Origin of the sequence: Sphaerospermopsis sp. FACHB-1194, from assembly GCF_014696235.1 — a bacterium.
Taxonomy (GTDB): domain Bacteria; phylum Cyanobacteriota; class Cyanobacteriia; order Cyanobacteriales; family Nostocaceae; genus Sphaerospermopsis; species Sphaerospermopsis kisseleviana.
In genome coordinates this window covers 14016-40418 of the sequence record NZ_JACJPU010000029.1, presented here as the reverse complement: position 1 = coordinate 40418, position 26403 = coordinate 14016, and the positions used below count along the sequence as shown (strand labels likewise).

At 38.6% G+C, this 26403-nt stretch carries 25 protein-coding genes and 1 other RNA gene; 12 read left to right on the top strand and 14 right to left on the bottom strand.

Translation table 11 applies throughout. From position 1 onward, the window contains the following. Positions 1–248 precede the first annotated feature (248 nt). Positions 249–2177, top strand: coding sequence for a WD40 repeat domain-containing protein (locus tag H6F45_RS16705; RefSeq protein WP_190347788.1), 1929 nt, complete (start codon positions 249–251; stop codon positions 2175–2177). A gap of 93 nt (positions 2178–2270) precedes the next feature. On the opposite strand, the gene H6F45_RS16700 is transcribed toward H6F45_RS16705, so the two are convergent. The 7 genes from H6F45_RS16700 to groL all read right to left on the bottom strand — a co-directional run bounded on the left by H6F45_RS16700 (position 2271) and on the right by groL (position 8890). Continuing rightward, entirely contained in the window at positions 2271–3032 is a 762-nt protein-coding gene (locus H6F45_RS16700) for a D-Ala-D-Ala carboxypeptidase family metallohydrolase (protein ID WP_190347786.1), read from the bottom strand. A gap of 254 nt (positions 3033–3286) precedes the next feature. Then, a complete protein-coding gene (gene rnc, locus H6F45_RS16695) occupies positions 3287–4003 on the bottom strand; it encodes a ribonuclease III (RefSeq protein WP_190347784.1) in 717 nt (238 codons plus the stop codon). A gap of 171 nt (positions 4004–4174) precedes the next feature. Continuing rightward, positions 4175–4604, bottom strand: an RNA gene (gene rnpB, locus H6F45_RS16690) — RNase P RNA component class A. 107 nt (positions 4605–4711) lie between these two features. Continuing rightward, a complete protein-coding gene (locus tag H6F45_RS16685; RefSeq protein ID WP_190347782.1) occupies positions 4712–5428 on the bottom strand; it encodes a hypothetical protein in 717 nt (238 codons plus the stop codon). 36 nt (positions 5429–5464) lie between these two features. Next, the gene (gene corA, locus H6F45_RS16680) at positions 5465–6634 is read right to left on the bottom strand and encodes a magnesium/cobalt transporter CorA (protein WP_137668363.1); all 1170 of its coding nucleotides are present in this window, start codon (positions 6632–6634) and stop codon (positions 5465–5467) included. Positions 6635–6645: 11 nt separating this feature from the next. Beyond that, a complete protein-coding gene (locus tag H6F45_RS16675) occupies positions 6646–6891 on the bottom strand; it encodes a hypothetical protein (protein ID WP_190347780.1) in 246 nt (81 codons plus the stop codon). 310 nt (positions 6892–7201) lie between these two features. Then, a complete protein-coding gene (gene groL, locus H6F45_RS16670) occupies positions 7202–8890 on the bottom strand; it encodes a chaperonin GroEL (RefSeq protein ID WP_096567199.1) in 1689 nt (562 codons plus the stop codon). A 158-nt stretch (positions 8891–9048) separates the two neighbouring features. Between groL and H6F45_RS16665 the strand changes: the two genes are divergently transcribed. After that, positions 9049–10131, top strand: a complete 1083-nt coding sequence (locus H6F45_RS16665; protein ID WP_190347778.1) for an MraY family glycosyltransferase — start codon at positions 9049–9051, stop codon at positions 10129–10131. After that, on the top strand, positions 10118–10312 hold the full coding sequence (locus H6F45_RS16660) for a hypothetical protein (RefSeq protein ID WP_190347776.1): 195 nt from the start codon (positions 10118–10120) through the stop codon (positions 10310–10312). Before H6F45_RS16665 ends, H6F45_RS16660 begins: the two co-directional genes overlap by 14 nt. A 97-nt stretch (positions 10313–10409) precedes the next feature. On the opposite strand, the gene fabG is transcribed toward H6F45_RS16660, so the two are convergent. Further along, entirely contained in the window at positions 10410–11174 is a 765-nt protein-coding gene (gene fabG, locus H6F45_RS16655) for a 3-oxoacyl-[acyl-carrier-protein] reductase (RefSeq protein ID WP_190347774.1), read from the bottom strand. A 159-nt stretch (positions 11175–11333) separates the two neighbouring features. Here fabG and H6F45_RS16650 point away from each other — a divergent pair, with 159 nt between their 5' ends. The 5 genes from H6F45_RS16650 (at position 11334) to H6F45_RS16630 (ending at position 17556) form a co-directional block, all read left to right on the top strand. Then, positions 11334–12524 (top strand): RNA-guided endonuclease TnpB family protein, encoded by a 1191-nt coding sequence (locus H6F45_RS16650; RefSeq protein ID WP_190347772.1) that lies wholly within the window; start codon positions 11334–11336, stop codon positions 12522–12524. A 682-nt stretch (positions 12525–13206) separates the two neighbouring features. After that, positions 13207–14439 carry a VWA domain-containing protein gene (locus H6F45_RS16645; protein WP_190347770.1) on the top strand — a complete coding sequence of 411 codons (1233 nt, stop codon included), beginning with the start codon at positions 13207–13209 and terminating at the stop codon, positions 14437–14439. 17 nt (positions 14440–14456) lie between these two features. Beyond that, positions 14457–15248: a protein phosphatase 2C domain-containing protein gene (locus H6F45_RS16640; RefSeq protein ID WP_190347768.1), complete on the top strand. Its 792-nt coding sequence runs from the start codon at positions 14457–14459 to the stop codon at positions 15246–15248. A gap of 11 nt (positions 15249–15259) precedes the next feature. After that, positions 15260–17053, top strand: coding sequence for a serine/threonine-protein kinase (locus tag H6F45_RS16635; RefSeq protein WP_190347766.1), 1794 nt, complete (start codon positions 15260–15262; stop codon positions 17051–17053). A 308-nt stretch (positions 17054–17361) separates the two neighbouring features. Continuing rightward, positions 17362–17556, top strand: coding sequence for a hypothetical protein (locus H6F45_RS16630; protein WP_190347764.1), 195 nt, complete (start codon positions 17362–17364; stop codon positions 17554–17556). A gap of 656 nt (positions 17557–18212) precedes the next feature. On the opposite strand, the gene H6F45_RS16625 is transcribed toward H6F45_RS16630, so the two are convergent. The 5 genes from H6F45_RS16625 to H6F45_RS16605 all read right to left on the bottom strand — a co-directional run bounded on the left by H6F45_RS16625 (position 18213) and on the right by H6F45_RS16605 (position 21870). Beyond that, positions 18213–19085: a DUF6671 family protein gene (locus tag H6F45_RS16625; RefSeq protein ID WP_096567194.1), complete on the bottom strand. Its 873-nt coding sequence runs from the start codon at positions 19083–19085 to the stop codon at positions 18213–18215. Positions 19086–19259: 174 nt separating this feature from the next. Further along, positions 19260–19862, bottom strand: coding sequence for a protoporphyrinogen oxidase HemJ (gene hemJ / locus H6F45_RS16620; protein WP_190347762.1), 603 nt, complete (start codon positions 19860–19862; stop codon positions 19260–19262). Positions 19863–20028: 166 nt separating this feature from the next. After that, complete coding sequence (locus H6F45_RS16615; RefSeq protein ID WP_190347760.1) at positions 20029–20877, bottom strand: alpha/beta fold hydrolase; 849 nt, start codon at positions 20875–20877, stop codon at positions 20029–20031. Positions 20878–21313: 436 nt separating this feature from the next. Next, positions 21314–21607, bottom strand: a complete 294-nt coding sequence (locus tag H6F45_RS16610; RefSeq protein ID WP_096567188.1) for a type II toxin-antitoxin system RelE/ParE family toxin — start codon at positions 21605–21607, stop codon at positions 21314–21316. After that, the gene (locus tag H6F45_RS16605; protein ID WP_190347757.1) at positions 21604–21870 is read right to left on the bottom strand and encodes a type II toxin-antitoxin system ParD family antitoxin; all 267 of its coding nucleotides are present in this window, start codon (positions 21868–21870) and stop codon (positions 21604–21606) included. Before H6F45_RS16605 ends, H6F45_RS16610 begins: the two co-directional genes overlap by 4 nt. A 799-nt stretch (positions 21871–22669) precedes the next feature. Here H6F45_RS16605 and trpB point away from each other — a divergent pair. Further along, positions 22670–23911 (top strand): tryptophan synthase subunit beta, encoded by a 1242-nt coding sequence (gene trpB / locus H6F45_RS16600; RefSeq protein WP_137667062.1) that lies wholly within the window; start codon positions 22670–22672, stop codon positions 23909–23911. 9 nt (positions 23912–23920) lie between these two features. Further along, on the top strand, positions 23921–24436 hold the full coding sequence (locus tag H6F45_RS16595) for a CAP domain-containing protein (RefSeq protein WP_190347756.1): 516 nt from the start codon (positions 23921–23923) through the stop codon (positions 24434–24436). A gap of 277 nt (positions 24437–24713) precedes the next feature. Here H6F45_RS16595 and H6F45_RS27065 read toward each other — a convergent pair whose 3' ends face one another. Further along, positions 24714–24848: a hypothetical protein gene (locus H6F45_RS27065; protein WP_277876991.1), complete on the bottom strand. Its 135-nt coding sequence runs from the start codon at positions 24846–24848 to the stop codon at positions 24714–24716. A 164-nt stretch (positions 24849–25012) separates the two neighbouring features. On the opposite strand from H6F45_RS27065, the gene H6F45_RS16590 reads away from it, so the two are divergent. Both H6F45_RS16590 and H6F45_RS16585 read left to right on the top strand, forming a co-directional pair. Continuing rightward, positions 25013–25558 carry a CAP domain-containing protein gene (locus H6F45_RS16590; protein ID WP_137667060.1) on the top strand — a complete coding sequence of 182 codons (546 nt, stop codon included), beginning with the start codon at positions 25013–25015 and terminating at the stop codon, positions 25556–25558. 102 nt (positions 25559–25660) lie between these two features. Further along, entirely contained in the window at positions 25661–26290 is a 630-nt protein-coding gene (locus H6F45_RS16585; protein ID WP_137667059.1) for a ribonuclease H-like domain-containing protein, read from the top strand. Positions 26291–26403: the final 113 nt, after the last annotated feature.

Sequence of the window (26403 nt, the reverse complement as noted above, 5' to 3'; positions counted from 1 at the left end):
AGATGTGCTGAGTTATATATCTACGTTCTTCACCCAGCACGCTTTTAGAGAACTATTTATGATATCATATTTCCTCAACGATAGCAATTGTTATGTATTCACCTGGATATATCCCCAACTTCTTCAATAAGTCCGGTATCTGGGTATGATATTTTTCAGGTTGAGTGGTTGAATATTTCCAGTGTCAACTGTTGACAATTGATTGTTTATACAAATATACTTCAGTAAAAGTATCATAATTAAGCAGAATGAACAAAGGTAAATGGTTAGAAATCAGCGGGTATATCTATTTAGGTTTAATAGTATTGGGAACTATTGCTGCAACTGTTAATCAACAAGTGGTTTATGCAGTTATTCCCTTAATTTTAATCATAACAAATATAGCAACTCATTCCCAGTTTAATTATTCTCAATCCCAAGATAAGATTAAAGAAGTACAAACCAGTTTACAAAATATCACAGATCAATTTTACCAATTCAAAGAAACTATGAATACATCCAATGTGAATACATCCAATGATCGCTTACAAAAAATTGAAGATTGGAAACAGCAGCTAAACCAACTTATTGATAACAAGATAGACCAAAAAATTGAAACATCAATGCAAAAAATACTCACAGAAATTAACGAATTTCCTCAACAAATTCAAAATATTAACTATCGCTTAAATCAATTAGACAGTTCTCTAGAAAATTTACATAAACAAATTCAGCAACAAGGTGAGAAATTAGATATTGTCCAAGAAATCCAATCTGAAGTTTTGCATATTCATGAAAAAATGCAAAACATGGAAATTGTTAATTCTCAATTAACTCAGATTGAACAGATTGAGACATCTTTAAAAAATTGGAGTGAAATTAGTCAACAAGAATTAGCAGAATTAAGAGAAAATCAGCAACATCAAAGTTTAGAATTTACTCAACTTAGTCAACAACTTACTGATCTTAATTCTCTCTGTGAAAATATGGCTAATTCCATTCAGCAATTAAATCAAGCTTTTGCTACACAAGTTGAAGATTTTGATCAAGTTAAACAAAATCAAAACAGTGAAAATTCTAGATTAAATGATATTTTTGATTCTGTACATGAATCCTTAACATCGTTAGATACTTCATTTGATGCTTTAATCACATTTAATTCTTTAATCAGACCTTTGGAAACAACAAATAAATCAGATATTCAAACAGGAGAAAATTCTGCCGTCAACATCCAATTTAATCAAGCAATTACTACTACCTCTACATCAGCAGAAAACACAGAAGAATTATTATTTGTGGGAACTTTAAAAGGTCATGAATATAAAGTTTCTTCAGTTGCTTTTAGTCCTGATGGTAAGACTTTAGCTAGTGGAAGTGATGACAAAACTATCAAAATTTGGGATTTACAAACCCAGCAACATCGTACTTTTGCAGGACATAAAGATTCAGTATGGAAGGGAGCTATTAACTCAGTTGCTTTTAGTCCCGATGGTAAAATATTAGCTAGTGGAAGTAATGATAAAACTATTAAATTATGGGATGTAAATACGGGGAGAGAAATTTTCACTTTTAAAGGACATGAAGAGACAGTTAAATGTGTTTTATTTAGTCCCTTGGGAAAAATTTTAGCTAGTGGTAGTAAAGATCAAACAGTCAAACTTTGGTCTTTAGAACAGGGAAAAGAAATTTACTCTTTTAAAGGTCATACAGATGATGTTTTGTGTGTCGCTTTTAGTCCCGATGGTAAACTTTTAGCTAGTGGTGGAGGTAGGAATGATAGAAGTATTAGAATTTTACAATTAACTGAAAACACAGTCAAAACTTTAACGGTAAGTTCTGATTGGTTTACTGGTGGGATTAATGCTTTATCTTTTAGTTGTGATGGTAAGATTTTAGCTAGTGCTGGTAATGATAAAACTGTGAAGTTATGGAATGTAGAAACTGGTGAGGAAATGAAAACTTTAACAGGACATTCTGAAGCAGTTTATGCAGTGGTATTTAGTCCCAATGGTAATATTTTAGCTAGTTCCAGTCAAGATAAAACTGTGAAGTTATGGAAAGTAGATGTAGATAGTGTGGTGGAAATTTCCAGTGTTAAATGTGCTGATGATGGAGTTTATTCTCTTGCTTTTAGTCCCGATGGTAAAGTTTTAGCTGCTGGAAGTGCAGATAAAACCATTACTTTGTTTCCTTGTTAATGATTTGATCCCCCATAAAAAAGTAAGGGTTTAGCATTGCTAAAACCCTAGAAAATTCAGGGGTAAAACCTGAATATAGTGGTAGTTTTATTATTAATAAGGAAAGATGACTCTACCACCAGGCCTAACATCAGCATGGAAAAAGCCCTTATTTCTACCCATAAAAACAGCATCTCCCAAACCGGAAAATTGAGAAGCTCTTAACACATCCCACAGCTTTTTAAAATCTCTGTTCATTGGGATCATATCTATAGCTCGGAAATAGAGATGCTGACTATTACGAGCGCCTCCGACTGCTCTATTGACTGCGGGTGGACGATAACCAGAAGTAATACTAATGGGTGAGCCAAATTTTTCTCTCACTGGTCCCCAGGTTCTCGCTACTCTAATTGCATTTGCTACATATTCAGAACTAGTAGGAACACGAGTACAATTTTTCGTAACTTCACCCCAAGTCAAAGGAACACCGTCAACAATATATTGGTTGGCATAGACTATTTCGCCTCCAGGAAGTTTCATAGTCGCGCCTGTACGTGATCCGGCATTGGTATTAACTTTGATTTCTGAGGTATTAGTTTCTTCTTTGTCTCCTGCTGTTTCTTCTTTATCTTTTAGTTCCAGTAATTCTTTGGCGGTGCTGACTCCTAAACCCAAGGGATATTCTAATTGTTGTAGTGCTTTAAATTCAGAAAATGCTTGTTTGGTGATTGGTCCGACTTTTCCATCTGCTTCTATTTTCAGGAGTTGCTGTATTTCTTTCACCAAGTCTGGATGAGCATCAGTGATAAATATAGCTGGAGAGTTGAGTTTTACAAACTCAGTGAGAGATGTGATATTTGCGGGATTGGATGTCATAAGTTTTTGTCAATAGATTTCGGTAGTTTTCCACATTATTCCTATCCAACTTTAATCTACACATAAAATAAGCGTGATTACTGTGGTCAATTCTTAATTTTGAATTAAATTTTACTAAATTTTACTAAATTTTACTAAATTTTACAGATTGCCCATAACTCAACTGATTTTGATGGATTTACCATCTTGGTGGAGGATATAGTTAAAGCACTTAGGTAAAGCACTTATTTAAAGCACTAACTACTAACTCTTAATTATGTCACCTCTTGAGTAATTGCCAAATAAGCTACTTTAGCCGCAGCTTGTTCAGCAGCTTTAATAGAGCGTCCCTTACCTTGTCCTAACATTTTCTCATGTAACCAAACTTCAGCTACAAAACGTTCATGACTACGGTGGGGTTGATTAACTTCTAGGACGCGATATTCTGGTAGAACTTTAAACTGTGCCTGAGTCCATTCTTGCAGAGCCGCTTTATAGTTTAATCTAGCCGGATCGAGGCGAATTTCTCTTGCTAGTTCTTGAAAGTGGGGATCTAACCAAGGACGAATGAGGTCTAAATTGTGAGTGCTAAGGTAAAGCGCCCCCAGAACAGCTTCAAAAGCATCTGCTAGACGTGACTCTTGACCAACAAGATCAGCAGTAGCACTACCAGCAACTAATAAGTATAATTCTAAACCATATTCTCTGGCTAATTTGGCGAGAATGCGATCGCTCACCAACACGGAACGAATAGCCGCAAAATCTCCCACAGCACAGTCGGGATAATTTTCCCATAACACCACAGCGGACACCAGACGCACAACTGCATCACCGACAAATTCCAACTGTTCATAATTTGCCGACTCGGAAACAGTGGCGTGAGTTAGAGCCAAATCAAGTAACGGCCACTTTATGGGGCTATCTGGTGATAAACCTAACTTTTGGACTAAAGTTTCAAGTTGCCGTTGACGGCGAGGATAAACGCGGGACATTAAAACAAGATAGTAAATATGTGCAACTCAATCATTAATAACTAATAGACATCTGGTGGTAATTAAATGTGTATAACCTGAACCCCATTCTAAAGACGTTCTATAGAACGTTTCTACATTGATTTTCACCAGAGGTCTAATAACTAATAACCAATAACTAATGACTAAAAAAAGAGAGAGCAGGACATAAGCCGGATTCTGTTCTCTTGCGAGGGCGGTTATCTATCTGGGATGTTTGTTACCAAACACCTCTAGCGGCGCTCATTTACTGGAACTGGTAAAAGACCAACCGTAGTTCCTCCGGCCTTGCTCCCAACCGGGGTTTACCGAGCCAACGCCTCTCGACGTTGCTGGTGCGCTCTTACCGCACCTTTGCACCCTTACCAGGGATTAGGTATTGGGGATTATTGGGGATTGGGAAATTTCTTACCCAGTCCCTAGTCCCTAGTCCCCAGTCCCTAGCCCTGGCGGTATCTTTCTGTGGCACTATCCTCACGATCGCTCGCACTGGACGTTATCCAGCAAGTTTGGTCTTTCGGGAGTCCGGACTTTCCTCAAACCAGTCTTGATGACTGATCTGCAACCACCTGCGCCTACTCTCTCCCCTATCTAGTTTAAGCTTTAATCGCCCGTTCTGTGTTATTCAGTTATCAGGGAATAGGGAATAGGGAGTAGGTAAAGAATTTTCTCCCCATTTCTCCATCTTCATCATCTTGTCTTATTCCAAGGTAGAGCATAGGTCCAGGGTAATTTCTCGATAGTGAAAGGACAATTGATAATTGAGATAGGAGGAACATTCACACCCGGAGCCAAACCGACACGCAACTCCGATATTCTTAATACCAGTTGAAAAGAAAATTCTACTTTCTTTTTACCATCCATAAAATCTTTATACAAACCCTTAAAAGGCTTTTGATCTTTCATGGCAACTATATCAATTAAAGGTTCTCCAGGTTGATATGTTCCTGTTTCTTTGTCCCTTTTTAAAATATCTTCTGCTGTCACACTTTCAGAAATTGTTTTCTTAGGAGCAATAATCGTAGGAACTTGTGGTATTGCTAAGTCACGGCTTAGGTCTGGAGATTTGCGAATCACACGGCGAGATTTTTTGCTATGTTCAATGACCCAAGAACTATTATCCCAGTCAACATATACAGCTAAAGCCTCTGATTTATTATCAATGCTAATTGATAATTCTTTCAAGTTGTCTTTTAATTTCTCCAAAGAATATGTATCTGTTTTAAAGGAAATCCCAATTTTTTCATCCAGATTTTGTTCTTTCAATTGTTCCTCAACGGCACTCTTTTGAAAATTTAGCACCACCATGTCATCCACAGATTCAATCATGCGATTGAATGTGTAATAAACTCCCAATATATAAACCATCAAAACAAGAAGATTTTGATCGCCACTTTGTACTGCCATAAAACTACTAATAACTCCTTGGAAAATTCGCAAACTTTATTTTTGATTGATTTCAAATGAATTGTCAAGCCAACCCCGTCTCCAAAAAAAGAAAATTAACCCACTAGCAATTGCCGCCATTAATCCCAAGCATAGCGGATAACCCCAATACCAATTTAATTCCGGCATATTATAAGGTGATTTTTCGGTATTGAAATTCATTCCATATATTCCCACTACAAAAGTTAAAGGAATAAAAATTGATGAAACAACAGTTAGTAATTTCATGATTTCATTCATTTTATTACTAACCGCTGAAAGATAGACATCCATTAATCCTGATGCTAATTCTCGGTAAGTTTCCACCATATCCATCACTTGTACCGCATGATCATAACAATCTCTCAAATAAATTCTTACCTCCTCACTAATTAATTTACTACTATCACGAATCAAAGAATTAATCGCATCTCTTTGTGGCCAAATAGCTCTTCGTAGTTGTAATAATTCTCGCCTAATTTGATATATTTGTTTTAGTGTTTGGGGATTTGGACTAACTATTACTTCTTCTTCTAATTCGGCAATGCGTTCTCCATACAATTCTAAAACAGGAAAAAATCCATCAATAATTGCATCTAACAAAGAATACGCTAAATAATCACTTCCTTGTCGGCGAATAATTCCTTTACCTTTGTCAATTCTCATCCTCACACTATCAAAACAATCATGCTCAGGTTCTTCTTGAATTGTCAATAAATAATGTCTACCTAAAACTAAGCTGACTTGTTCACTATAAAAACTACCATGATTGGGATTAGGCACAACCATACGAGCAATAATCACTAATTGGTCTTCATAATCCTCGATTTTCGGGCGTTCCCCCATATTGAAAACATCTTCTAAAATCAGAGGATGTAAATCAAAAGTTTGCCCCAAACGGTGAATAATCTCTTTGTTGCCTAAACCTTGTACATCTACCCAGGAAACCGATTCTGTATCCAAGTAATTACTGCATTCTTCTGGATGTTTTATTTGTTTGTGAGTTAGATTAGTTTGGTTATAGTCAACCAAAAAAATATTTGGTTGTTCAGCATCTTCATCAATAATGAGTGTACCCGGAGGAGTTCCTGGTTCATGATAGTATTCGTTTTCAAATGGCTTATTTACTTTTTCTTTGTTGATAACTTTATTTATGACTTTGGGTAGACGACGATGTTTTTTAGCCATTAAGTCTCACCTTAATATTTATCTTGCTGAAAAACTTTTTTCTTCAGGAGTAGTAGGGGCGAAGCATTCGGGCGATAAATTATCAATTTTCTGAAAAGGTTATTTTCCTGTAAGGGCGAAGCATTCGGGCGATAAATTATCAATTTTCTGAAAAGGTTATTTTCCTGTAAGGGCGAAGCATTCGGGCGATAAATTATCAATTTTCTGAAAAGGTTATTTTCCTGTAAGGGCGAAGCATTCGGGCGATAAATTATCAATTTTCTGAAAAGGTTATTTTCCGAATGCTTCGCCCCTACTTCGCCCCTACTTCGCCCGTACAGGAGTCAGGAGTCAGGAGGAGGCAGTGTGGTGAATTGCATATCATATTTTTACAAAATTAGGATGCTCTCCTATTTGATAATTTACTAATTTATAGCAGATTGCTGGTAAATAAGACATAGGATCTAAATTCACAGCCAAACTCCTGAATTTTGCCAAAAAAAGTTTGTCTTTACCAAAAGACAAACTTTAGAAAAAATTAAAATTTATTGACTTTGATTGATTTTGATTGATTTGGGCAAGTGGTAGTTAGAACATACCCATACCACCCATACCACCCATACCGCCCATACCGCCCATACCGCCCATACCGCCCATACCGCCCATACCGCCCATGCCAGCATCAGGAGCAGCAGCTTTCTTTTCAGGCTTTTCTACTACTATCGCTTCGGTGGTTAAAACCATACCCGCGATAGAAGCGGCGTTTTGCAATGCAGAACGAACAACTTTAGCAGGATCAATAATACCTGCGGCAATTAAATCTTCAAATTCTCCGGTAGCAGCGTTGTAGCCGATGTTAATATCGGTGTCTTTAACTTTGGAAACAATGACTGAACCTTCTGCACCGGCGTTATCTGCGATTTGGCGTAAAGGTGCTTCTAGGGACTTTTGTACAATGTCAGCCCCAATTTTTTCTTCGGCATCAAGGCTGTTTTTAATGGCATCTACTTTTGTAGACAGGTGAATTAAGGTTGTACCACCACCAGGAACGATACCTTCTGCTACTGCGGCTTTGGTGGCATTGAGAGCGTCTTCAATCCGCAATTTGCGATCTTTGAGTTCGGTTTCTGTGGCTGCACCAACTTTGATGACTGCTACACCACCAGCAAGTTTGGCAATACGTTCTTGCAGTTTTTCTGTATCGTAGTCAGAATCAGTTTCTTCTAACTGTTTGCGAATTTGGGCAATACGCTTTTGTACTTCTGGTTTGTTGTCAGTACCAGAGACAATGGTGGTGTTTTCCTTGTCAATGGTGATTTTCCGGGCTGTACCCAGCATTTCTAAGGTAGCTGTATCCAAGCTCAAACCGATTTCTTCAGAAATCATCTGTCCATCGGTGAGAATGGCAATATCTTGTAATAAGGCTTTGCGACGTTCGCCAAAACCAGGGGATTTAATGGCAGCAACGGCTAAGACTCCCCGCGCTTTGTTGACTACCAAGGTTGCTAAAGCGTCACCTTCGATATCTTCAGCAATGATTAATAAAGGTTGACCTAAACGGGCTACTTTTTCCAGTACAGGTACTAAATCTTGAATGGCGTTGATTTTTTTGTCGGCGATGAGGATGCGGGCGTTTTCAAATTCTACTGTCATCCGGTCGTTGTTGGTGATGAAGTAGGGAGAAATATAACCGCGATCAATTTGCATCCCTTCTACTACTTCTAGTTCGGTAGTTAAGGATTTTGATTCTTCTACGGTGATGACACCATCTTTGGTGACTTTCTCCATTGCTTCGGCCAGCATATTGCCGACTTCTTCATCGTTACCGGCGGAAACGGTGGCAACTTGAGCGATCGCACTTCCTTCTACTGGTTTGGCTATCTTGGCAATTTCTGCTACCAATGCTTCTACGGTTTTATCAATACCCCGTTTTAAGGCAATGGGATTTGTACCAGCAGCGACGTTCTTGAGTCCTTCTTTAACTAATGCCTGTGCTAAAACTGTGGCGGTGGTAGTTCCATCACCTGCGGTATCTTTGGTTTTAGATGCCACTTCTTGGATCAGTCTTGCACCAGTGTTTTCTAAAGGATCTTCTAGTTCAATTTCCTTGGCAACGGTGATACCGTCGTTGACAATTTGGGGTATACCAAATTTTTTTTCTAACAGGACGTTGCGGCCTTTTGGTCCCAAGGTGATTTTTACCGCATCTGCCAAGGCGTTAATGCCTTTTTCTAGCGATCGCCGTGATTCCTCATCAAATGAAATAATCTTAGCCATGTTTGTTTTCTCTATCTCTTCCATTAGACAATTTAGCACTCACAAGACAGGAGTGCTAACTATTCCAACTATTGAATTTAACAAATAACAATAAAAAATTGATTAAGATTACAGGTGATACTTATTTTGGACATTAGCACTAATGATTGTATCGGGAGATGAATTTAGACAACTCCCTTAGATCCCTTGGCATTGCTAACCCTAGCGGCTCCGGCTGGTTGGCGGTAGTATTTACTTTTATTTTGGCTTGGCTGGTTACATGGCGTTTAATTCCGACTATCCGTCAATTTGCTTTGCGGGTAGGTTGGGCTGATCAACCAAACGCCCGACGACTTAACCGAGAACCTTTACCTAATGCGGGAGGTTTGGCTATCTATGCTGGCGTTATTGCGGCTGTGGTCGTTGCTAGTCTGCTAAGACCCATTGAACTTCAAGGCGTATTGGCTCAGGTACTCACAATTTTGTTAGGAGGTTCTATTCTCGTCTTGGTTGGCTTTATTGATGATCAATTTGGCTTACCTCCTTCTGTGCGTTTATGGGCGCAAATGATCACAGCCCTTTTGTTGGTGGCTAATGGTATCAGTGTGAAAGTTACTTTTGGTACTCCTATTGACTCCTTGCTATCAATGGCTTTGACGGTGTTATGGGTAGTGGGTATTACCAATGCTATTAACTTGATGGATGGGATGGATGGTTTAGCCGGCGGGATCAGTTTTATTACAGCCATGAGTTTGTTGGGGGTTTCTGCTCAGTTTGATAATCGAGCAGCAGCAACCCTGGTATTAGCTGCTTTGGGTGGTGCTGCACTGGGCTTTTTACGCCACAATTTTCATCCTTCACGGATCATTATGGGTGATGCGGGGGCGTATTTTTTCGGTTATGTTCTAGCTGCCACTAGCATTTTAGGCAAGTTGCAACAAAGTACAATTTATGCCCTGATACCAACGGTTTTATTTTTGATGTTGCCAGTTTTAGATACTACTCAGGTTTTTATTAGGCGACTTTTAGCCGGAAAAAACCCTTTGAGTACACCCGGTAAGGATCACCTACATCACCGCTTGCTTGCCTGGGGTTTTTCCCAACGTCGTGCGGCTTTTACTTTGTGGTCTGTCACCTTATTTTTTAATATACTGGCTATGACGGTACAAGGTATGACTTTACCTGTGATCCTGGCTTCTGCTGCTAGTATCGTTCTGCTGTTAGGTGCTACGGTTTTACAAAGAATACATGGCAATTCGTAATTACAACAGGAGTCAGGAGTCAGGAGTCAGGAGTCAGGAGTCAGGAGTCAGGAGTCAGGAGTCAGGAGTCAGGAGTCAGGAGTCAGGAGTCAGGAGATCAAGGAGTCAGGAGTCAGGAGTCAGGAGTCAGGAGTCAGGAGATCAAGGAGTCAGGAGATCAAGGAGTCAGGAGTCAGAATGAAGATTTTTCTATTCCCTATTGCCTATTCCCTATTCCCTATTGCCTATTGCCTATTGCCTATTCCCTATTCCCTATTGCCTATTCCCTTCTTTACCAATTACATTACCATCCCACCATCGACGTTAAAGACTTGACCTGTAATGTAAGCTGCGGCGGGATCAGCTGCTAAAAACCTCACCATACCAGCAATTTCTTCTGGTTCACCAAACCGCCCCAAGGGAATAAATTGTAATATGTTATCAGCTTTGATATCGCTGGTCATGTCAGTTTTGATAAAGCCTGGTGCTACGGCGTTAACGGTGATACCACGGGTAGCTAGTTCTTTGGCGATGGTTTTGGTAAAACCAATCACACCTGCTTTGGCGGCGCTGTAGTTTGCCTGTCCTGGATTGCCCATTTGTCCGGCTACAGAAGCAATGTTGATAATTCTGCCAGAACGTTGTTTGAGCATGATTTTACTGACGGCTTTGGTACATAAAAATACACCTGTTAAGTTGAGGTCTATAACAGCTTGCCAGTCTTCTAGTTTCATCCGTAATAACAATGTATCGCGGGTAATCCCTGCATTGTTGACTAAGATATCAATGCGGTTAAATTTTTCTAAGGTTGTGTTTATCAGTGTATCTACTTGATCTGCTTGGGAAACATCTGCTTGGAGGGCGATGGCTTCGCCAACACCTCCGGTGAACGCTTCTCCTCCTGCTGCTGTAATTTCTGCTACTACTTGTTCTGCTGCGGTGCTGGAACTGGCGTAGTTGACTACGACTTTTGCGCCTTGGGATGCTAGTTGGAGAGCGATCGCACGTCCAATACCTCTGGATGCTCCTGTTACAATTGCGACTTGGTTTTGTAATAATGTCATTGAATTTTTCTCTGGGAAATACCGCGTTAATTATTTTATGGTGATTTGGGGTTAGTAGCTAGTTAATTTTTTCTTAACCAATACTAACAAATACTTACATTTACTGAAAATTTCCTGTCATCTTTTGGCTTTGTGACAGAATTACAGTAAAATACCTGTATGCTACTAGGATTCAAAACCCAACTCAAAGTTAACAAGCAACAACGACTACTACTGGCGCAACACGCAGGAGTAGCCAGACACGCTTGGAATCAAGGATTAGCACTTTGTCAGCAGGTATTATTACATAACAAACTTAATCCTCAAGATAAGATTAAATTTCCCACAGCCATAGATTTACACAAATGGTTAGTAGCAGCCATTAAATCTACCCATCCTTGGTATTATGAAGTATCTAAATGCGCCCCTCAATACTCATTAAGATATTTGTCAGATGCTTTTAAATCTTTCTTCAAGAAAAGTAAAGGCTTTCCTAAATTCAAGAAAAAAGGGAGACAGGATTCTTTTACCTTAGATGGGGCAATTCATATTGACTATAGAAAAATCAAAGTCCCTGTAATTGGCTGGCTAAAAACTTATGAAATTCTCCCGACAGGATATAAACCGAAATCTGTCACCATAAGTAAACAAGCTGATAAGTGGTTTATCTCTTGGAAACTGGAGGTAAACCCAAAGGAAACACCCAAAAATCAAGAGTTTGTAGGAGTTGACTTAGGCATAAATCATCTAGCAACGTTATCAACAGGAGAAATATTCAATGGGGTAAAAAGCTATAAAAAGTCTGAAGCTAAATTAGCAAGAATGCAATACTTGAACCGACATAAACTCAGAGGTTCAAATAATTATAGAAAAGCCCAAATCAAAATAGCCAGACTACACCAAAAAATAGCCAATATCAGAAAAGATACATTACACAAAATTACTACCTATATTAGCAAAAACCACGCGGTGATAGGGATAGAAGATTTGAATGTATCTGGGATGTTAGCGAATGGGAAATTATCAAAAGCTATTGCCGATATGGGCTTTTATGAATTTAGAAGGCAGTTGGAATACAAAACACAACTGTATGGCAGTAAGTTAGTAATTGTGGATAGATATTATCCCAGTAGCAAGACTTGCTCAACTTGTGGAGAAAAGAAATCATCACTGTCATTATCTCAAAGAGTGTTTAAATGTGATAACTGTGGCTTTGAGAGTGACAGAGATTTAAACGCTGCGATTAATTTAAAACAAGAAGCGGTCAGATTGATCGTGTTAGCCTGTGGACTAGATAGTGCCGACACTGCTAGGAGTTCAGTAAGCGTAGTCGAACTGGTGAAACAGGAAGAAAAAGCCAACTTTTGTTAGCATTAGTTAGCTTTTTTGTATCGGATGATTTAAGTATTTAGTTTCAGATTCTCAGCCGTTGAGGTTAATAGGCTTTAAATTAATTTAACGTAGATAAACGCAGATAGACGTAGTCAAGAGGTCAATGATTGAACATTTGTTGAAAATTAAATATCTTGGTGATCAGTATTTACACAACTTTACTTATTTACATAATATTTCAAAGCGAGTATTTTTATTTACGGAAAGATACAAAAGTTTAAAAATTAAAATTGTTTCAAACTTGACACAGTTTATTGCTATATATAAAATACAAGAATAAGGTTAAACAGTAAAAAATAAAATTATATGATTAATAAAGTATATAAAGTTTTTTAATAAAAAAGTTTAAATCCAAGCTATTAGGACAATATTCTGGTTGGTAAAGAAATCATCATTTACAAGCATTACCAGAAAAAACTAATAACACTTGATTGGACTGATTTACCTTATACCAAGTGATAAAGGTAACAGCCATCTTATAAACAATGTCGAGAGGCTTTGTGCATAGTCACCTATAACCTATAACCTATAACCTATAACAGTGCAGAAACGGACTCACAGATGGCTATCGGCTGTATTTTGTTATGGTTATAGTCTGAAAACACGCCATAAACCTACGTAATATAGAATATTTCACCAAAAACTACCAGTAACTTAAACAATGTTAAATCTAGAACTTACCTGGAATAAACCAGCAAAAAATAGCGATGAAAGAGTATCCACTGATCATGTACTACGGATTCGGATTTCTCCCTCATCAAAGAAACAAGGATTGCCTTTAAGATTGGCGATCGCCTTGGATACTAGCGGCTCAATGCTGGGGGAAAAACTCGAAGCAGCTAAGAAAGCGTGCCGTTCTGTGGTAGATCAATTACGTGACAGCGATCGCCTAGAACTGGCTAGTTTTGCTACTGAAGTACAACCTTTATTAAAGTCCCATAGTGGAGGTAAAGGGGCTGTTGAAACTGCCAATTCAGCCATCAGTAGTCTACAGGCAAGTGGTGTAACTCGCACAGACAAAGCATTAAATTGGATTCAAAATGCTTTACCAGAGGAAACTGGTATTGTTCGAGTAGGTATTTTGATTACTGATGGCCACGCGACAACTCCTGAAGGAAAGATTTTAGATAACGTCACTCCTTTACTTAACCAAGCAGAAAAACTCAGCAGTGAGGGAATTGTACTACACACCGTTGGTTTGGGAGATGCAGCCGACTTTAACACTGAATTTTTATACAATCTAAGCACTAGGGGACAGGGTACTTTTATGTATGCTGATACCCCACAAGAACTAGAACCAGAACTGCGAGAAAGGCTAACAGTCAGTCAAGCGATCGCCATTGATGATGCCAAGCTGGAGTTAATCTCTAAAATCAAGGATTTGAATATCAAAGCATTCTGTCGGTTTAGCCCCGACTACCTACCCTTAGAGGAAACAGCCAAAGGCATCTTAACTATTGGATCTATTCGCACAGATACACCTACTGATGTACTCGTCAAAGTGGAAATTCCCCGGCTAAGTCCTGGTAAATCACCAGGTGAACAAGAGGTTATGCAAGTTCAGCTAACGGCTAGTGCTTTGGATAACCCTATAACAGAAACTGCTACCATCCTCTATACGCCTGAGTACGATAAAAGTGAGAAAATTAACAGTGATGTGGAAGCAAGCCGAGCTTTGTGGGAAATACGAGAAAATATTGTTATATTGCAGCGAGAAACCAATCCTAACCGCACAAGACAGTTACTCAAAACTATTGAGATAGAAGCAGTAGATCATGGTTTAGACGATCTCAAAGAGCAAATTGATCAACTCAAAGACGACTTGGAGAAAATGGGTAAACTCTCCCCTCGTCACGCGACAAAAGCGTTGACTATCGCCAATAAACTCAACTAAAAGCGAGGTAATAGTTAATGGCAGATCAGCGACAAAGCGAGTTAGGACTGGAATCTAAAAGGAAAACTAGCAAGGGCTTGGGACGGGATATAAACCAGGATCAGATGGTACTTCGAGTTTGGAAAGATAAATCAGCACAACTGGCGGTTGTGGTTGATGGAATGGGTGGACAAGGTGGGGGCGAGGTAGCAGCTAAAATTGCCGCCGATACTTTTAGGGAATTGTTAAATCAACCGTTACCCCAAGAACCCAAAGCCCGGTATGAAATGCTTTTAGAACGTTTTCATGCAGCGAATCAGGCAATTCATCAGCGAGCATCAGAGGATTTTGGACTACTGGAAATGGGGGCTACTATCGTTGCAGCTATTATCACCCAGACAGAGTGCTTACACCTTTATGCAGGGGACTGTCGGTTATATCACTTTGGTCAAGAGCAAACCCCCTATGTGACAACTGACCAAACTTGGGCGCAGCGTCTTGTCAAAATCGGCGAGATTACTTCCGAACAAGCGCGATCGCACCCTATGCGTTCCAAAGTCACGTCCTGCCTTGGCGGCGGATCAAACGCTAAGTTATCCGTTCAGCCGGAATGGCAAGATGATAGTTCATTAGCGTTTCGTCAGTTGCATCAAGGAGATGTACTAATTTTATGCAGCGATGGATTGCATGGAGAAGTCCAAGATTCGGAGCTAGAAGAACTGGTTAAAAATTATCGAACATCCCCTGACCAACTGACTAACGCGTGTGTAGAAACCGCTAAAAATAACGGTGGTAAAGACGATATCAGCCTTATTGCTATTTTTATATAGGAGAATAACCCGTGCCAGATGATGTCCATTGGATACCGTTTGTAAAAAACAATGTTGAAATTGATAATAAATACCGCATTAAGAAACTGCTAGGTGCTGGTGGAGAGGGAGCAGTATTCTTGGCTGATGTAGTTCTGCGAAACAGACAGTTTGGGCAGGTCGCCTTAAAATTGCGGCTAACAAATTTTGACAACCGCGATTTAATCCAACGACAAATGAATGAATTGAAAGCTGCTATGACTTTAAGTCATCCTAACTTGTTGCGTGGTTTAGTTCCAGGAGAAGATAACATTGGCTTTCACAATTATTTGTATTTGGTGATGGAGCAGGCGGAAAGAACACTGGATGAGGATATTAATCTAGACACACCACTGTCAGAGAAAGAAACGCGAGAGGTAGTGCAAAGCATTGGTTCAGCATTAGTGTATCTGCACAATGAAGAACGCATCGCACATCGAGACGTAAAACCCAGTAATATCCTGCGAGTAGGGGAAGTATGGAAGCTAGGAGACTTTGGATTAGTACGTGAAGTAGGTGATGATGATGATTTACGAACAGGTACTCTCCAGTGTACTCCTGCCTATACTCCTCCTGAGTTCTTTCCAGAAGGTAAGATTTCACTAGCCTGGGATATCTGGTCTTTAGGGGTAATAATTGTAGAAATGCTGACCGGGAAGAATCCTTTTAGCGCAGACAGAGAAACCCAGGTTATGGCTCGAGTTAAGCAAGTAGAGTCACTTAATTTAGATAGGAACTTGCCTGCACCTTTTGATGAAATTGTGCGCGGATGTCTAATTAAAGACCATACATCCCGTTGGACTGCCGAGCAAGTGCTAAATGCACTAAATAATAAATCCGGTCATTCTATAAATCCGGCGGTTTCCCCAAAACCAACGCCAAATCCTCAGTTAGCAAAGCAAATAGGTAAGCAAATCCTTTGTTTTCCTAACTTGGGTTGGATACGATCTGTCAGCTTCTCGCCGGATGGTACTCGCGCTATATCTGGAGGTGGTGAGCGGACTGTAGATATTTGGGATCTGGAGAACAACAGAAAAATTATCCGTTTCCCAAAACAGAATAGTTCAGTCTATGCGGTCAGTTTCTCTCCTGATGGCAAATTTTGCTTGTCTGGAAATCATGACGCAATTCTTTGTCTGTGGGAGATAGAAACAGGTCAAGAAATTCGCCGATTCGAGGAACACACCGGACCTATTCGCTCTGTCACCTTTTCTCCTGATGGTAAATTTGCTCTATCTGCCAGCGATGACATGACCGTGCGTTTGTGGGAAGTTAATACAGGTCAGGAAATTAGTTGTCTAAAAAGACATTGGAGAGCAGTTTATAGTGTTGCCTTCTCTCCCGATGGCAGTCAGGCTCTTTCAGGCTGTGGTGATAAAGTTATACGTTTATGGGATTTAAAGAGTAAATGGGAAATCAAGCGTTTTGAGGGACATGAGGCTAGTATATCTGCCGTTGCTTTTTCGCCTGATGGTAAAAGCGTCCTGTCCAGTAGTTTTGATAAAACCGTGCGTTTGTGGAATGCAGAAAATAGTCAAGAAATTCGCTGTTTTCAGGGGCATACAGACAGAGTTTTAAGTGTAGCTTTTTCTCCTAATGGTAATCGCATTCTCTCTGGTAGCTCTGACAAAACTTTACGCTTGTGGGATGCGAACACAGGTCAGGAAATTTGCCGTTGCGAAAAACATACAGGAGATATTTGGAGTGTTGCATTCTCTCCTGATGGTCGTCGTGCTGTGTCTGGAAGCCATGACAAAACCGTGCGCGTTTGGGATTTGCCAATTTAACTCCGTGCCTTTAGGAACTTAGTGGGCTAGTTTATGAGGCATAAATCCATAGGTGTTGTGGACTGCAAACATAAAAGCCCAAAACTAAGTTTAAGTTTAATTAGCTAAATGCTTACAAAGAAAAAATAAAATTACACCGATTCTATTTTTTCCAGGAGGTATTTCTTTTAAGCCGATGATGAAAGCCTTAACTTGCTCAACTTGCAGAGTTGAAAAGAGTATTTGTGGACCGAGTTAATAAATCATCTGCGATAGATATAAGACTTTCTATTCCCTTTTTTAAAAGGAGATTTTATCTAGTATTATTAATGGGCAAGGAAAAACGTTCACAAGAACGTTTAAAAAATTCCCAAGTGCAAATAATAAATGGCTTTTTAGGTACAATGTACACCCTAGCTATACTCAGTTTTCTACTGGGTAGCCTCTACATCATACAGAGAGAATTAAAAATAAATTCTTTTCCATATCACCAAATTGAAAAATTTAGAGAATCTTTAAAATAAAATTCTAAAATTTAGAATACAGCAAATTGGCAGGAAATAGCTCCCAGACTTCTCAAAAAAGTTGCGTATATGGATATGATATGACGTTCTTGAGAGTCTGAGTTTAGAGTCTGAGCAAGACTCCTGTACTAATAAAGCTTACCAAAAGTAACACTTAGTATTTTAATAGACGAATTTAAACAGATATTGCAAAATTTCTCTATCTAATGGAGGAATAAAGATACAAACAATAAATACTAAATAATTAAATATTCCGATCACCTGACGAACTTTAATACAATATTCCCCCGTTGATATCTGATAGCGGGGGCTTTTTTATCAATTTTTTATCTAATTATACCAACAAATAATTTTATCTAAAAATTTATCTCTCTAAAGGAGGACTTGATAAATAGCGAATAATTATTAAATATTAAATAGCCCGATTACCCTACCGGACTTTAGCTCCAAACCCCCTCTTGTTATTAACCGTTCAAGAGGGGGCTTTATTCAGATATCAATTGATAATTGACAATTGATAATTGATAATTGTTTGATTACAGGTTGAAAACCCATCCACGGAGAAACAGGAAAAAACTATTTTTAATTCTCTTGCTTCCAGGAAAAGGTAATTGTTGATTTTCCATTTTTGAACAGTTCTCATTTATTAGTTGTGATTAAGGATTACAATATTCACATAATCCCGGATCTGCAAACTGTTTACCATCAGGATATAATTTTTTCTCTATGAAATTACATTTTCGACATTGATAAATTACCGCCATAGTTAATAAAGTTGGTTGATGGCAACTTTCACAAGGTAAACCTTTGATTTTTTGAGTTATACTAAATCCAGGGGTAGAACATTGAGGACAACAACTATTAATTTTATTCAGCAAATCTTGGGTAGCTTTTTCGATATTCTTCATCCGCATTGGATTATAAAGCGCCCGCATATCAGTTTCTATATGTAAATTACCATCGGGGGAATTATTGAAAGCGAAATTCACAGCTTCCTGTAATTTTTCTGTGGTAGTTATACCTTTAATAATTTCAAGATTTTCAGGATTTGATTTTTCAAACCAAACCACTAAACCATGTTCAGGGAAACCGACTTTTTCAGCAAATTCTTCTGCTTCTGCTAAACTGCTAATAACTCGATGATTAAAGTTAGTATCAGTAGAAAAAACTTCGCCAACAATTTCTAATTCTTTTTCTTGATCTAAAAAAACAATAATTTCTCTGTTAGCATAAATATAAGGAAAACTGGGATGAGGTGCAAAACTTCCTTCACTAGCAATAGCTATAGTTTCCCCTGTCATCTCCATAGCTTTTTGTGCTTTTAATTTTGCAGTGGCAATTTGTGTATCTGGGCGTTTTATTTCTCTGGTAAATGTGCCAAAAACATCGGTGTTAAAATCCTGTGGTACAATAATCTTAATTCCTAATTCTTGTTGTAATAATGGGGCAATTACTTGTTCTTTATGGTGCATAGTTGCGATGACGGCCACACGGTTATTAAAGAGATTTTTCAATAATTGCTTTGTCATTACTGTTGAGACTCCCTGATAAATAATATTACAGAAGATTGCAGATCAATCAGGTACAGAATCAAAGGTGAAACCTAGATATAAAGAGAGAGGGCAACCACAGGGGGTTTCCCCCTACTGACTTCTGACTCCTGAATCTTACATTTTTATGGTGGGCAATGCCCACCTCAAAACTTAACTTTGCGCTTGGGGAACTTGATTATTTTGATTAACTTGATTCATTTCTGCCAACATTTTTTCTTTATTGCGTCTGCGAATTTTGGCATACATTTGAATACTAGCAGCCATGAAAATCAATAAACCAAAAATCAGCCAAGCAGTGATATCTGTGGGTAGATTATTCTTGAAAATAGCCAACATGACAATGACAACTAATAACAAAGTCGGTGCTTCATTTAAAGCCCTTAATTGTTGTCCACTCCACTTACATTCATCGGCGGCTAACTGTTTCATTAATCTACCACAATAATGATGATAGATTAATAAAACTCCCACAAAGCCTAATTTAAAATGTAACCAAGTTTCTTTTAACAAGTCTGGGTTAGTGGAAAGAATACCAATGGCCATCGCTACGGTGACGATCATTCCGGGGATGGTAATAATATGGTAAAGACGTTTTTCCATCAGTTGATACTGGTTTTTGAGTATCGTTTTTGCGGGTTCTGGTTCTTGGTTCGCTTCTGTGTGGTAAATAAATAAACGCACCAGGTAGAATAACCCTGCAAACCAAACTACAAAACCAATAATGTGAAAGGCTTTAAACCATGAATAAGCCATGAATTGTCACCTACCTTAGTCAATTTACAGATGATTGCATTTACTCTTATTATCAGGTTACGGCAATTATTGACAAGGTTGCAGATTATCGCGGTAATTAGTAATTGATAATTGGTAATCAATTATTTCTGTCACCTGTCACCTGTCACCTGTCACCTGTCACCTGTCACCTGCTATGACGACGCACAAAGGGTAACAGGTCTTGTAAAATCACTTCATGATAATGTTCTTGGGGATAATGTCCCACATTATGTAACTTAATTATGTCCCCATCGGGTACAGATTTCACAAAACTTTCAGCCATATCTAAAGATAACCAAGGGTCAATGATTCCCCATTGTACTAAAATCGGTTTTTGCCATTCTTTAAAACCTGTTTCAATTTCTGACATGGCTTGATCCAGTTGCAAATTTCTAATTGTTGATAGTAAACTGCGACCAGATGCTGAAGTTTTCAAGAACGGTTTTCTATAAACATCTAAATCTTGATCTTCGATGCGATAACGACATCCACCTTCTAAGGTTCTATCCACTAATAAGGGATCTTGTGTCATCACTTCCCCCGCTAATGGTAAACCCATTTGTTGAATTTTCCAAGGTAGTTTAGCAGATGTAGAAATGGGAGCATTTAAAATGGCAATATTGGCGATTTTTTGAGGATTTTTCAAGGCATATTGTAAACCAACTGAACCTAAAAATCCCTGCACAACTAAGGAAAAACGTTCTAATTCTATAGCTTGAATAAAGTCATCTAAAGCTTTGATAAATGCGTCGGGAGTGTAAGCAAAATCGCGTTTTTCTGGTTTTGCAGAAAAGCCGTATCCAATCCAATCTGGTGCGATCGCTCTTGTTCCCTGTGCTGCCAAAGCTGGTATAATATTTCTCCAGCTATAACTTTGGGAAACTATGCCGTGTAGTAATACCACTGGTAATAAATCACTTCGTCCAATGGGTTGGGCTTCCCGATAATACCATTCTAGGGAATTTACTGTTATCTTATGTTCTTTTATTGACACTTTATTTTCCGATCCTGAAAATGCAATGATATAGATCCCCGACTTCTAACATTAATTTATCATTTATTGTCAAGACTAAAAAACAAGTAGGGGATTATTGACTTTTATTTGACAACCTGATAAAATAAGGGGCTATTAAGAGATATCATAAAACAGTTAAATATTTTTTGTCAGAATAATGAATTAATAAAAATTAATACTTGTTCCTGTTGTGTAGGTGTTAAATTGTCTAGTTTTTCTAAAATAGATTTTTTGTTTTCCAGTGCTGGATTCATCATGAAAATCCTTATCATTTGTAAAAAAATCTTCTTTAATTATATAGGCATCCGCTTTTATTTGTGAAAATATCCTAATTTTTTAATTGATTCTATCCTGTAAATCCTTTAATCCTGGATATCTTGATTCTGAAAATCTGCGTTTATCCGCGTTTATGTATTTATCCTGCAAACAAAGATTCTAAATCTTGACGACCATTGACAATTCTGAGAATTTCTACATGATCATCAACAAGTTGATAAAGAATGATGTAACCATTAAGAGGTATTCCCCGCATTCCTTTTCTGATGTGTTCGTAACTACGCCCCATTTGGGGAAATTGCAGCAAGTTTTCACACTTTCTCGTAAATTCTTGAAAAATCTTTTCTCCTGTTTCAATATTTCTAGTTAAAAAATATTCGGAAATGCTATCTAAATCTTTTATTGCTTGAGGTGAAATTAAACATTGATTCATCTTTTCGCCTCACGCGCATGGCGAAATTTGGCTTGCATTTGTTCAATGACTGTTTCTAAAGGAACTCCTTCACCTCGTTCTAATTCTGCTGCTGCTTCGTTGACTTTAATTCTCACATCTTCTACCCATTCTTCATATTCTTTTTGTGTTTCTTGTAACAATTGTAATGCTTGATTAATTACTGCTTGAGCATCAGGAAATTTACCTTGTGCTAGTTGGGTTTTAATAAACTGTTCTTGTTCTGGGTTTAGGGTAATATTCATGGTTTGTCTTCTGTGATTGATAATTTTTATTATAAACAATATGTAACTTGGGTTAGTTCCACCACGACAAGCATATTCCCATTCAGCCTCTAGTCTCTAGTTCCCATGCTCTGAGTGAGCAAGTCCTAAGTTGACAATTTCATAGACAAAACTATACTTATATTTATTGACAAAAATCAATATATTTTTAGGAAAAAATCAACTACTTGATATATAATACGGTGATATCAAGTATTGAATTGAGACTATTGCCGACGCGAAAACCAAGCAATGATGGTGGTAGTCTTTTTCAGAAACTTAATTGGAACACAATCGCGTCTGGCTAAGGCGTGAAAGTCTACTGAGGGATAACTGCTCCTATGCTCCCGTTGAAGTAGAAAGTAAAGTCTAGTTTTGTCTAGGTTTTATATAGCAGAACACAGTTAGGGGTTATGCCTCAATGATAACTGGAGGTAGAACCTCCTAGATCGCATTACCAGTCTCTGACTGAGAACGAGAAAACGAGAAACAAAAATAGTTTTACTCCTGACTCCTGTACGGGCGTTCGCGAAGCGTGCTGGAAGCATCAGCATGCGGACGACCAATTATCAATTTTTGTCCAAAACTAAGCTGTTGTGCATTTAATTTGTATAAGTGGAACAGGCATCTTGCCTGTTAAACAAGAGTTCAGAATATTAGGATTATACAATTTAGCTGTGTAACAGCTTATTTTCCGAATGCTTCGCCCCTACGACTCCTGCTGTAAAAGAAGATTGTTCTAGAATTACAATTAACTGTGTTCTCTAATTTAACCGAATCTGTGACTACTACTCCCCTTTCTCCCAACTTCTCACAAACCGCTGCTGTTCCCGATAGCTTAGGACGTTTTGGACGCTTTGGTGGTAAATATGTTCCTGAAACTTTAATGCCGGCTTTAGCTGAACTGGAAACAGCTTATCACCAATACCGTAATGATCCTGATTTTCAAGCAGAATTACAAGGTTTACTGCGAGATTACGTAGGACGCGCTACCCCTTTATACTTTGCTGAAAGACTCACCGCCCATTATGCCCGTCATGATGGCACAGGAGCGCAAATTTACTTAAAACGCGAAGATTTAAATCATACAGGCGCTCATAAAATTAATAATGCCCTTGGTCAAGTTTTATTAGCAAAGCGCATGGGTAAGCAGCGCATTATTGCTGAAACAGGTGCAGGACAACATGGGGTAGCTACAGCTACCGTTTGCGCTCGTTTTGGTTTGCAATGTATTATTTACATGGGTGTTCACGACATGGAACGCCAATCCTTAAATGTGTTTAGAATGCGCTTGATGGGGGCGGAAGTTCGTGGTGTGGCAGCCGGTACGGGAACTCTCAAAGATGCCACTTCTGAAGCCATCCGTGACTGGGTAACGAATGTAGAAACTACTCATTATATACTGGGTTCTGTAGCTGGTCCCCATCCTTACCCGATGATAGTCCGGGATTTTCACGCGGTTATTGGCCAGGAAACCCGCGCTCAAGCAATGGAAAAATGGGGTGCTTTACCTGATATTCTTATGGCTTGTGTGGGTGGTGGTTCTAATGCAATGGGACTTTTTCATGAGTTTGTTAAAGAACCATCGGTGCGGTTAATAGGTGTAGAAGCTGCTGGTGAAGGTGTGAACACTGGTAAACACGCCGCCACCTTGACAAAAGGACAAGTTGGTGTATTGCATGGGGCAATGAGTTATCTGTTACAAGATAATGATGGACAGGTGATTGAACCCCATTCCATTAGTGCAGGTTTGGATTATCCTGGTGTTGGTCCAGAACACAGCTATATGAAGGATATTGGCAGGGCTGAATATTATAGTGTGACAGATGCTGAAGCTTTAGAGGCATTTCAACGCTTATCCCGGTTAGAAGGAATTATACCTGCTTTAGAAACTTCTCATGCGATCGCCTATTTAGAAACTTTATGTCCACAACTTACAGGCAGTCCCCGGATTGTGATTAACTGCTCTGGTAGAGGTGACAAGGATGTGCAAACAGCTGCTAAATTCTTAATTCAAGGCTGATAATTAATCATGTTGAGAAATACTATTTCAGCTATTGGTGCAGGTTTCTTAGTTTTAGTCAGTGGTGGGATGGCTAGTTCTGCTCCTAGTCCATCTTTTATATCCAATGACAGCTACAAAGTAGCACAAACTAATGTTAATACTGCTGCTATAGAAGCCTATGTTTTCCAACAAATAAACCAGTACCGCGCCTCCCAAAATTTACCCCCACTGACTCGTAATTATCGTATTGATGAGCAAGCAAGAATTCACAGTCAAAACATGGCTAGTGGTAAAGTTCTCTTTAGTCATGATGGATTTCAAGCACGAGTCAGAGCGATTGGTATTCCTTTCAGTCGAGTTGCGGAAAATGTGGCTTACAACCAAGGTTCTAGAGATCCTGCAACCACCGCTGTACAAGGTTGGTTAAGGAGTTCAGGACATCTAGCTAACATTAGAGGTAATTATAACCTCACAGGAATTGGTGTGGCGAGTAATAGCAAAGGACAAATTTTTTTCACCCAAATTTTCCTCACATCAAGATAAATTTTAGTGCCTGATTGGTGATTGGTGATTGGTGATTGGTGATTATTTGGTTTCGTAATCCCAATAATTTCAATTATCAATTATCAATTATCAATTATTTTTGCATCTGTCAATGGATACTATTTTTTATATATTTTTTTGACTAAAAATGTAGTGACAATAACACTTTGTGAGGTGAAGCATCTACCATAGGCATATACTGGATACTGGATTTTTTTAAAGTTATGAAATTGGCAGACTTTTAGCAAAATAAAATGTCATTTTCAGGAAAGTGAACTCAAAAATATGAATTATAGAAGGTGACAGGTAATGGGTAATGGGTAATGGGTAATGGGTAATGGGTAATAGGTAATATTTCTCCTGACTCCTGACTCCTGTACGGGCGAAGCACTCGGAAAATAGGCTTAGACAAAAATTTATAATTAGTCGCCCGAATGCTTCGCCCCTACCACTCCTGACTCCTGACACCTACTGTAATTCTTCAGTTCACCAATACTTGACAGTATCCTGGTACTTATTCTGTACATCAGAAGATAGAGTATATGTCTGATAAATCCATACACTACCTAATTCTCTATGTTCCGACAAACTGCTTTTGGCATGGCTTTAAGTACGCTTGTCCTTGCTAGTGGATTGATGACTGATCCTGTTCCCAGCAATAATTCTGCTAAAAAAATCACTTACACTCAGTCATTTAATACTTCTAGTCAGGCGGCTATTTTGAATCTTGGTTCTGAAAATGCTACTTTAGAAAAATTAGTTTTTGAGCAAATTAATCAATATCGTGTTTCTCAAGGATTATCAAAGCTCACCTTAAATGCAAGTATCACTCAGCAAGCAAGAATTCACAGTCAGAACATGGCTAATGGTATAGTGAAATTTAGTCATCATGGATTGGAACAACGAGTTAAAGCCATTCCTCTTAAATATGACAATGCAGCCGAAAATGTGGCTTTCAACGTGGGATATAGTGATCCAGCAAAGCAAGCTGTGATTGGTTGGCTCAACAGTCCTGGACATTTGCATAATATTCAAGGAAATTTTAAATTGACAGGGGTGGGAGTGGCGACTAATGCCAAAGGTGAAGTTTATCTCACACAAATATTTGTCAATACCAAATAGATTGTCTTACTGATTTTTTGCACAATTTGCATAATAATAAATTAGTGTCTGATCCAGTAATTTTTTAACTGATAGACACTATCATTCATTTGGGAACGATTGATGAGATTAGATGATTTTAGGGTTAGTGACGGTGATATAGATGCTGCTACCCTCGCGGAGTATTTAAAATCTGAAGCTCTGGCTGTAGACACGGAAACAATGGGATTATTACCACAACGCGATCGCTTGTGTCTTGTTCAGTTGTGCAACCCAGAAGGAAAAGTCACCGCTATCCGCATCGCTAAAGGACAAACAGAAGCTCCAAATTTAAAACAACTTTTGGAAGCAACCCACATCCTCAAAGTATTTCACTTTGCACGGTTTGATATTGCTACCTTACGCCACAATCTTAATATTCAGGTTCAACCTGTTTTTTGTACTAAAATTGCTAGTAAGTTAGCCCGCACCTACACTAACCGTCATGGTTTGAAAGATGTAGTACAGGAATTAGAACAAGTAGAACTAGACAAAAGCTCTCAAAGTTCTGATTGGGGGAATGCTGCTAATTTATCGGAGGCTCAATTAAGTTACGCTGCTAATGATGTCCGCTACTTATTGAGCATTCAACAAAAACTAACGCAAATGCTACAACGAGAAGAACGTTGGCAACTAGCACAAGAGTGCTTTCAAGTTTTACCAACATTGGTTTCTTTGGATTTATTACAATTCAAAGATTTATTTGAACATTAAGAGTAATTCGTAATTCTTAGGTAAGAGGGAACAGGGAACAGGGAACAGGGAATAGGGAACAGGGAACAGGGAACAAAATGCTTGACTTTTTATCTGATTCTACCCAATCACCA

Coding starts and splice junctions, on each gene's coding strand:
- H6F45_RS16610 (WP_096567188.1), bottom strand. CDS start 21,607: ATGAATCAATGTTTAATTTCACCTCAAGCAATAAAAGATTTAGATAGC.
- H6F45_RS16645 (WP_190347770.1), top strand. CDS start 13,207: ATGTTAAATCTAGAACTTACCTGGAATAAACCAGCAAAAAATAGCGAT.
- corA (WP_137668363.1), bottom strand. CDS start 6,634: ATGGCTAAAAAACATCGTCGTCTACCCAAAGTCATAAATAAAGTTATC.
- H6F45_RS16595 (WP_190347756.1), top strand. CDS start 23,921: ATGTTGAGAAATACTATTTCAGCTATTGGTGCAGGTTTCTTAGTTTTA.
- H6F45_RS16660 (WP_190347776.1), top strand. CDS start 10,118: ATGGCAATTCGTAATTACAACAGGAGTCAGGAGTCAGGAGTCAGGAGT.
- fabG (WP_190347774.1), bottom strand. CDS start 11,174: ATGACATTATTACAAAACCAAGTCGCAATTGTAACAGGAGCATCCAGA.
- H6F45_RS16590 (WP_137667060.1), top strand. CDS start 25,013: ATGTTCCGACAAACTGCTTTTGGCATGGCTTTAAGTACGCTTGTCCTT.
- groL (WP_096567199.1), bottom strand. CDS start 8,890: ATGGCTAAGATTATTTCATTTGATGAGGAATCACGGCGATCGCTAGAA.
- H6F45_RS16700 (WP_190347786.1), bottom strand. CDS start 3,032: ATGACATCCAATCCCGCAAATATCACATCTCTCACTGAGTTTGTAAAA.
- H6F45_RS16665 (WP_190347778.1), top strand. CDS start 9,049: ATGAATTTAGACAACTCCCTTAGATCCCTTGGCATTGCTAACCCTAGC.
- H6F45_RS16650 (WP_190347772.1), top strand. CDS start 11,334: ATGCTACTAGGATTCAAAACCCAACTCAAAGTTAACAAGCAACAACGA.
- rnc (WP_190347784.1), bottom strand. CDS start 4,003: ATGTCCCGCGTTTATCCTCGCCGTCAACGGCAACTTGAAACTTTAGTC.
- hemJ (WP_190347762.1), bottom strand. CDS start 19,862: ATGGCTTATTCATGGTTTAAAGCCTTTCACATTATTGGTTTTGTAGTT.
- H6F45_RS16625 (WP_096567194.1), bottom strand. CDS start 19,085: ATGACAAAGCAATTATTGAAAAATCTCTTTAATAACCGTGTGGCCGTC.
- H6F45_RS16685 (WP_190347782.1), bottom strand. CDS start 5,428: ATGGCAGTACAAAGTGGCGATCAAAATCTTCTTGTTTTGATGGTTTAT.
- H6F45_RS16630 (WP_190347764.1), top strand. CDS start 17,362: ATGGGCAAGGAAAAACGTTCACAAGAACGTTTAAAAAATTCCCAAGTG.
- H6F45_RS16585 (WP_137667059.1), top strand. CDS start 25,661: ATGAGATTAGATGATTTTAGGGTTAGTGACGGTGATATAGATGCTGCT.
- H6F45_RS16605 (WP_190347757.1), bottom strand. CDS start 21,870: ATGAATATTACCCTAAACCCAGAACAAGAACAGTTTATTAAAACCCAA.
- H6F45_RS16705 (WP_190347788.1), top strand. CDS start 249: ATGAACAAAGGTAAATGGTTAGAAATCAGCGGGTATATCTATTTAGGT.
- H6F45_RS16640 (WP_190347768.1), top strand. CDS start 14,457: ATGGCAGATCAGCGACAAAGCGAGTTAGGACTGGAATCTAAAAGGAAA.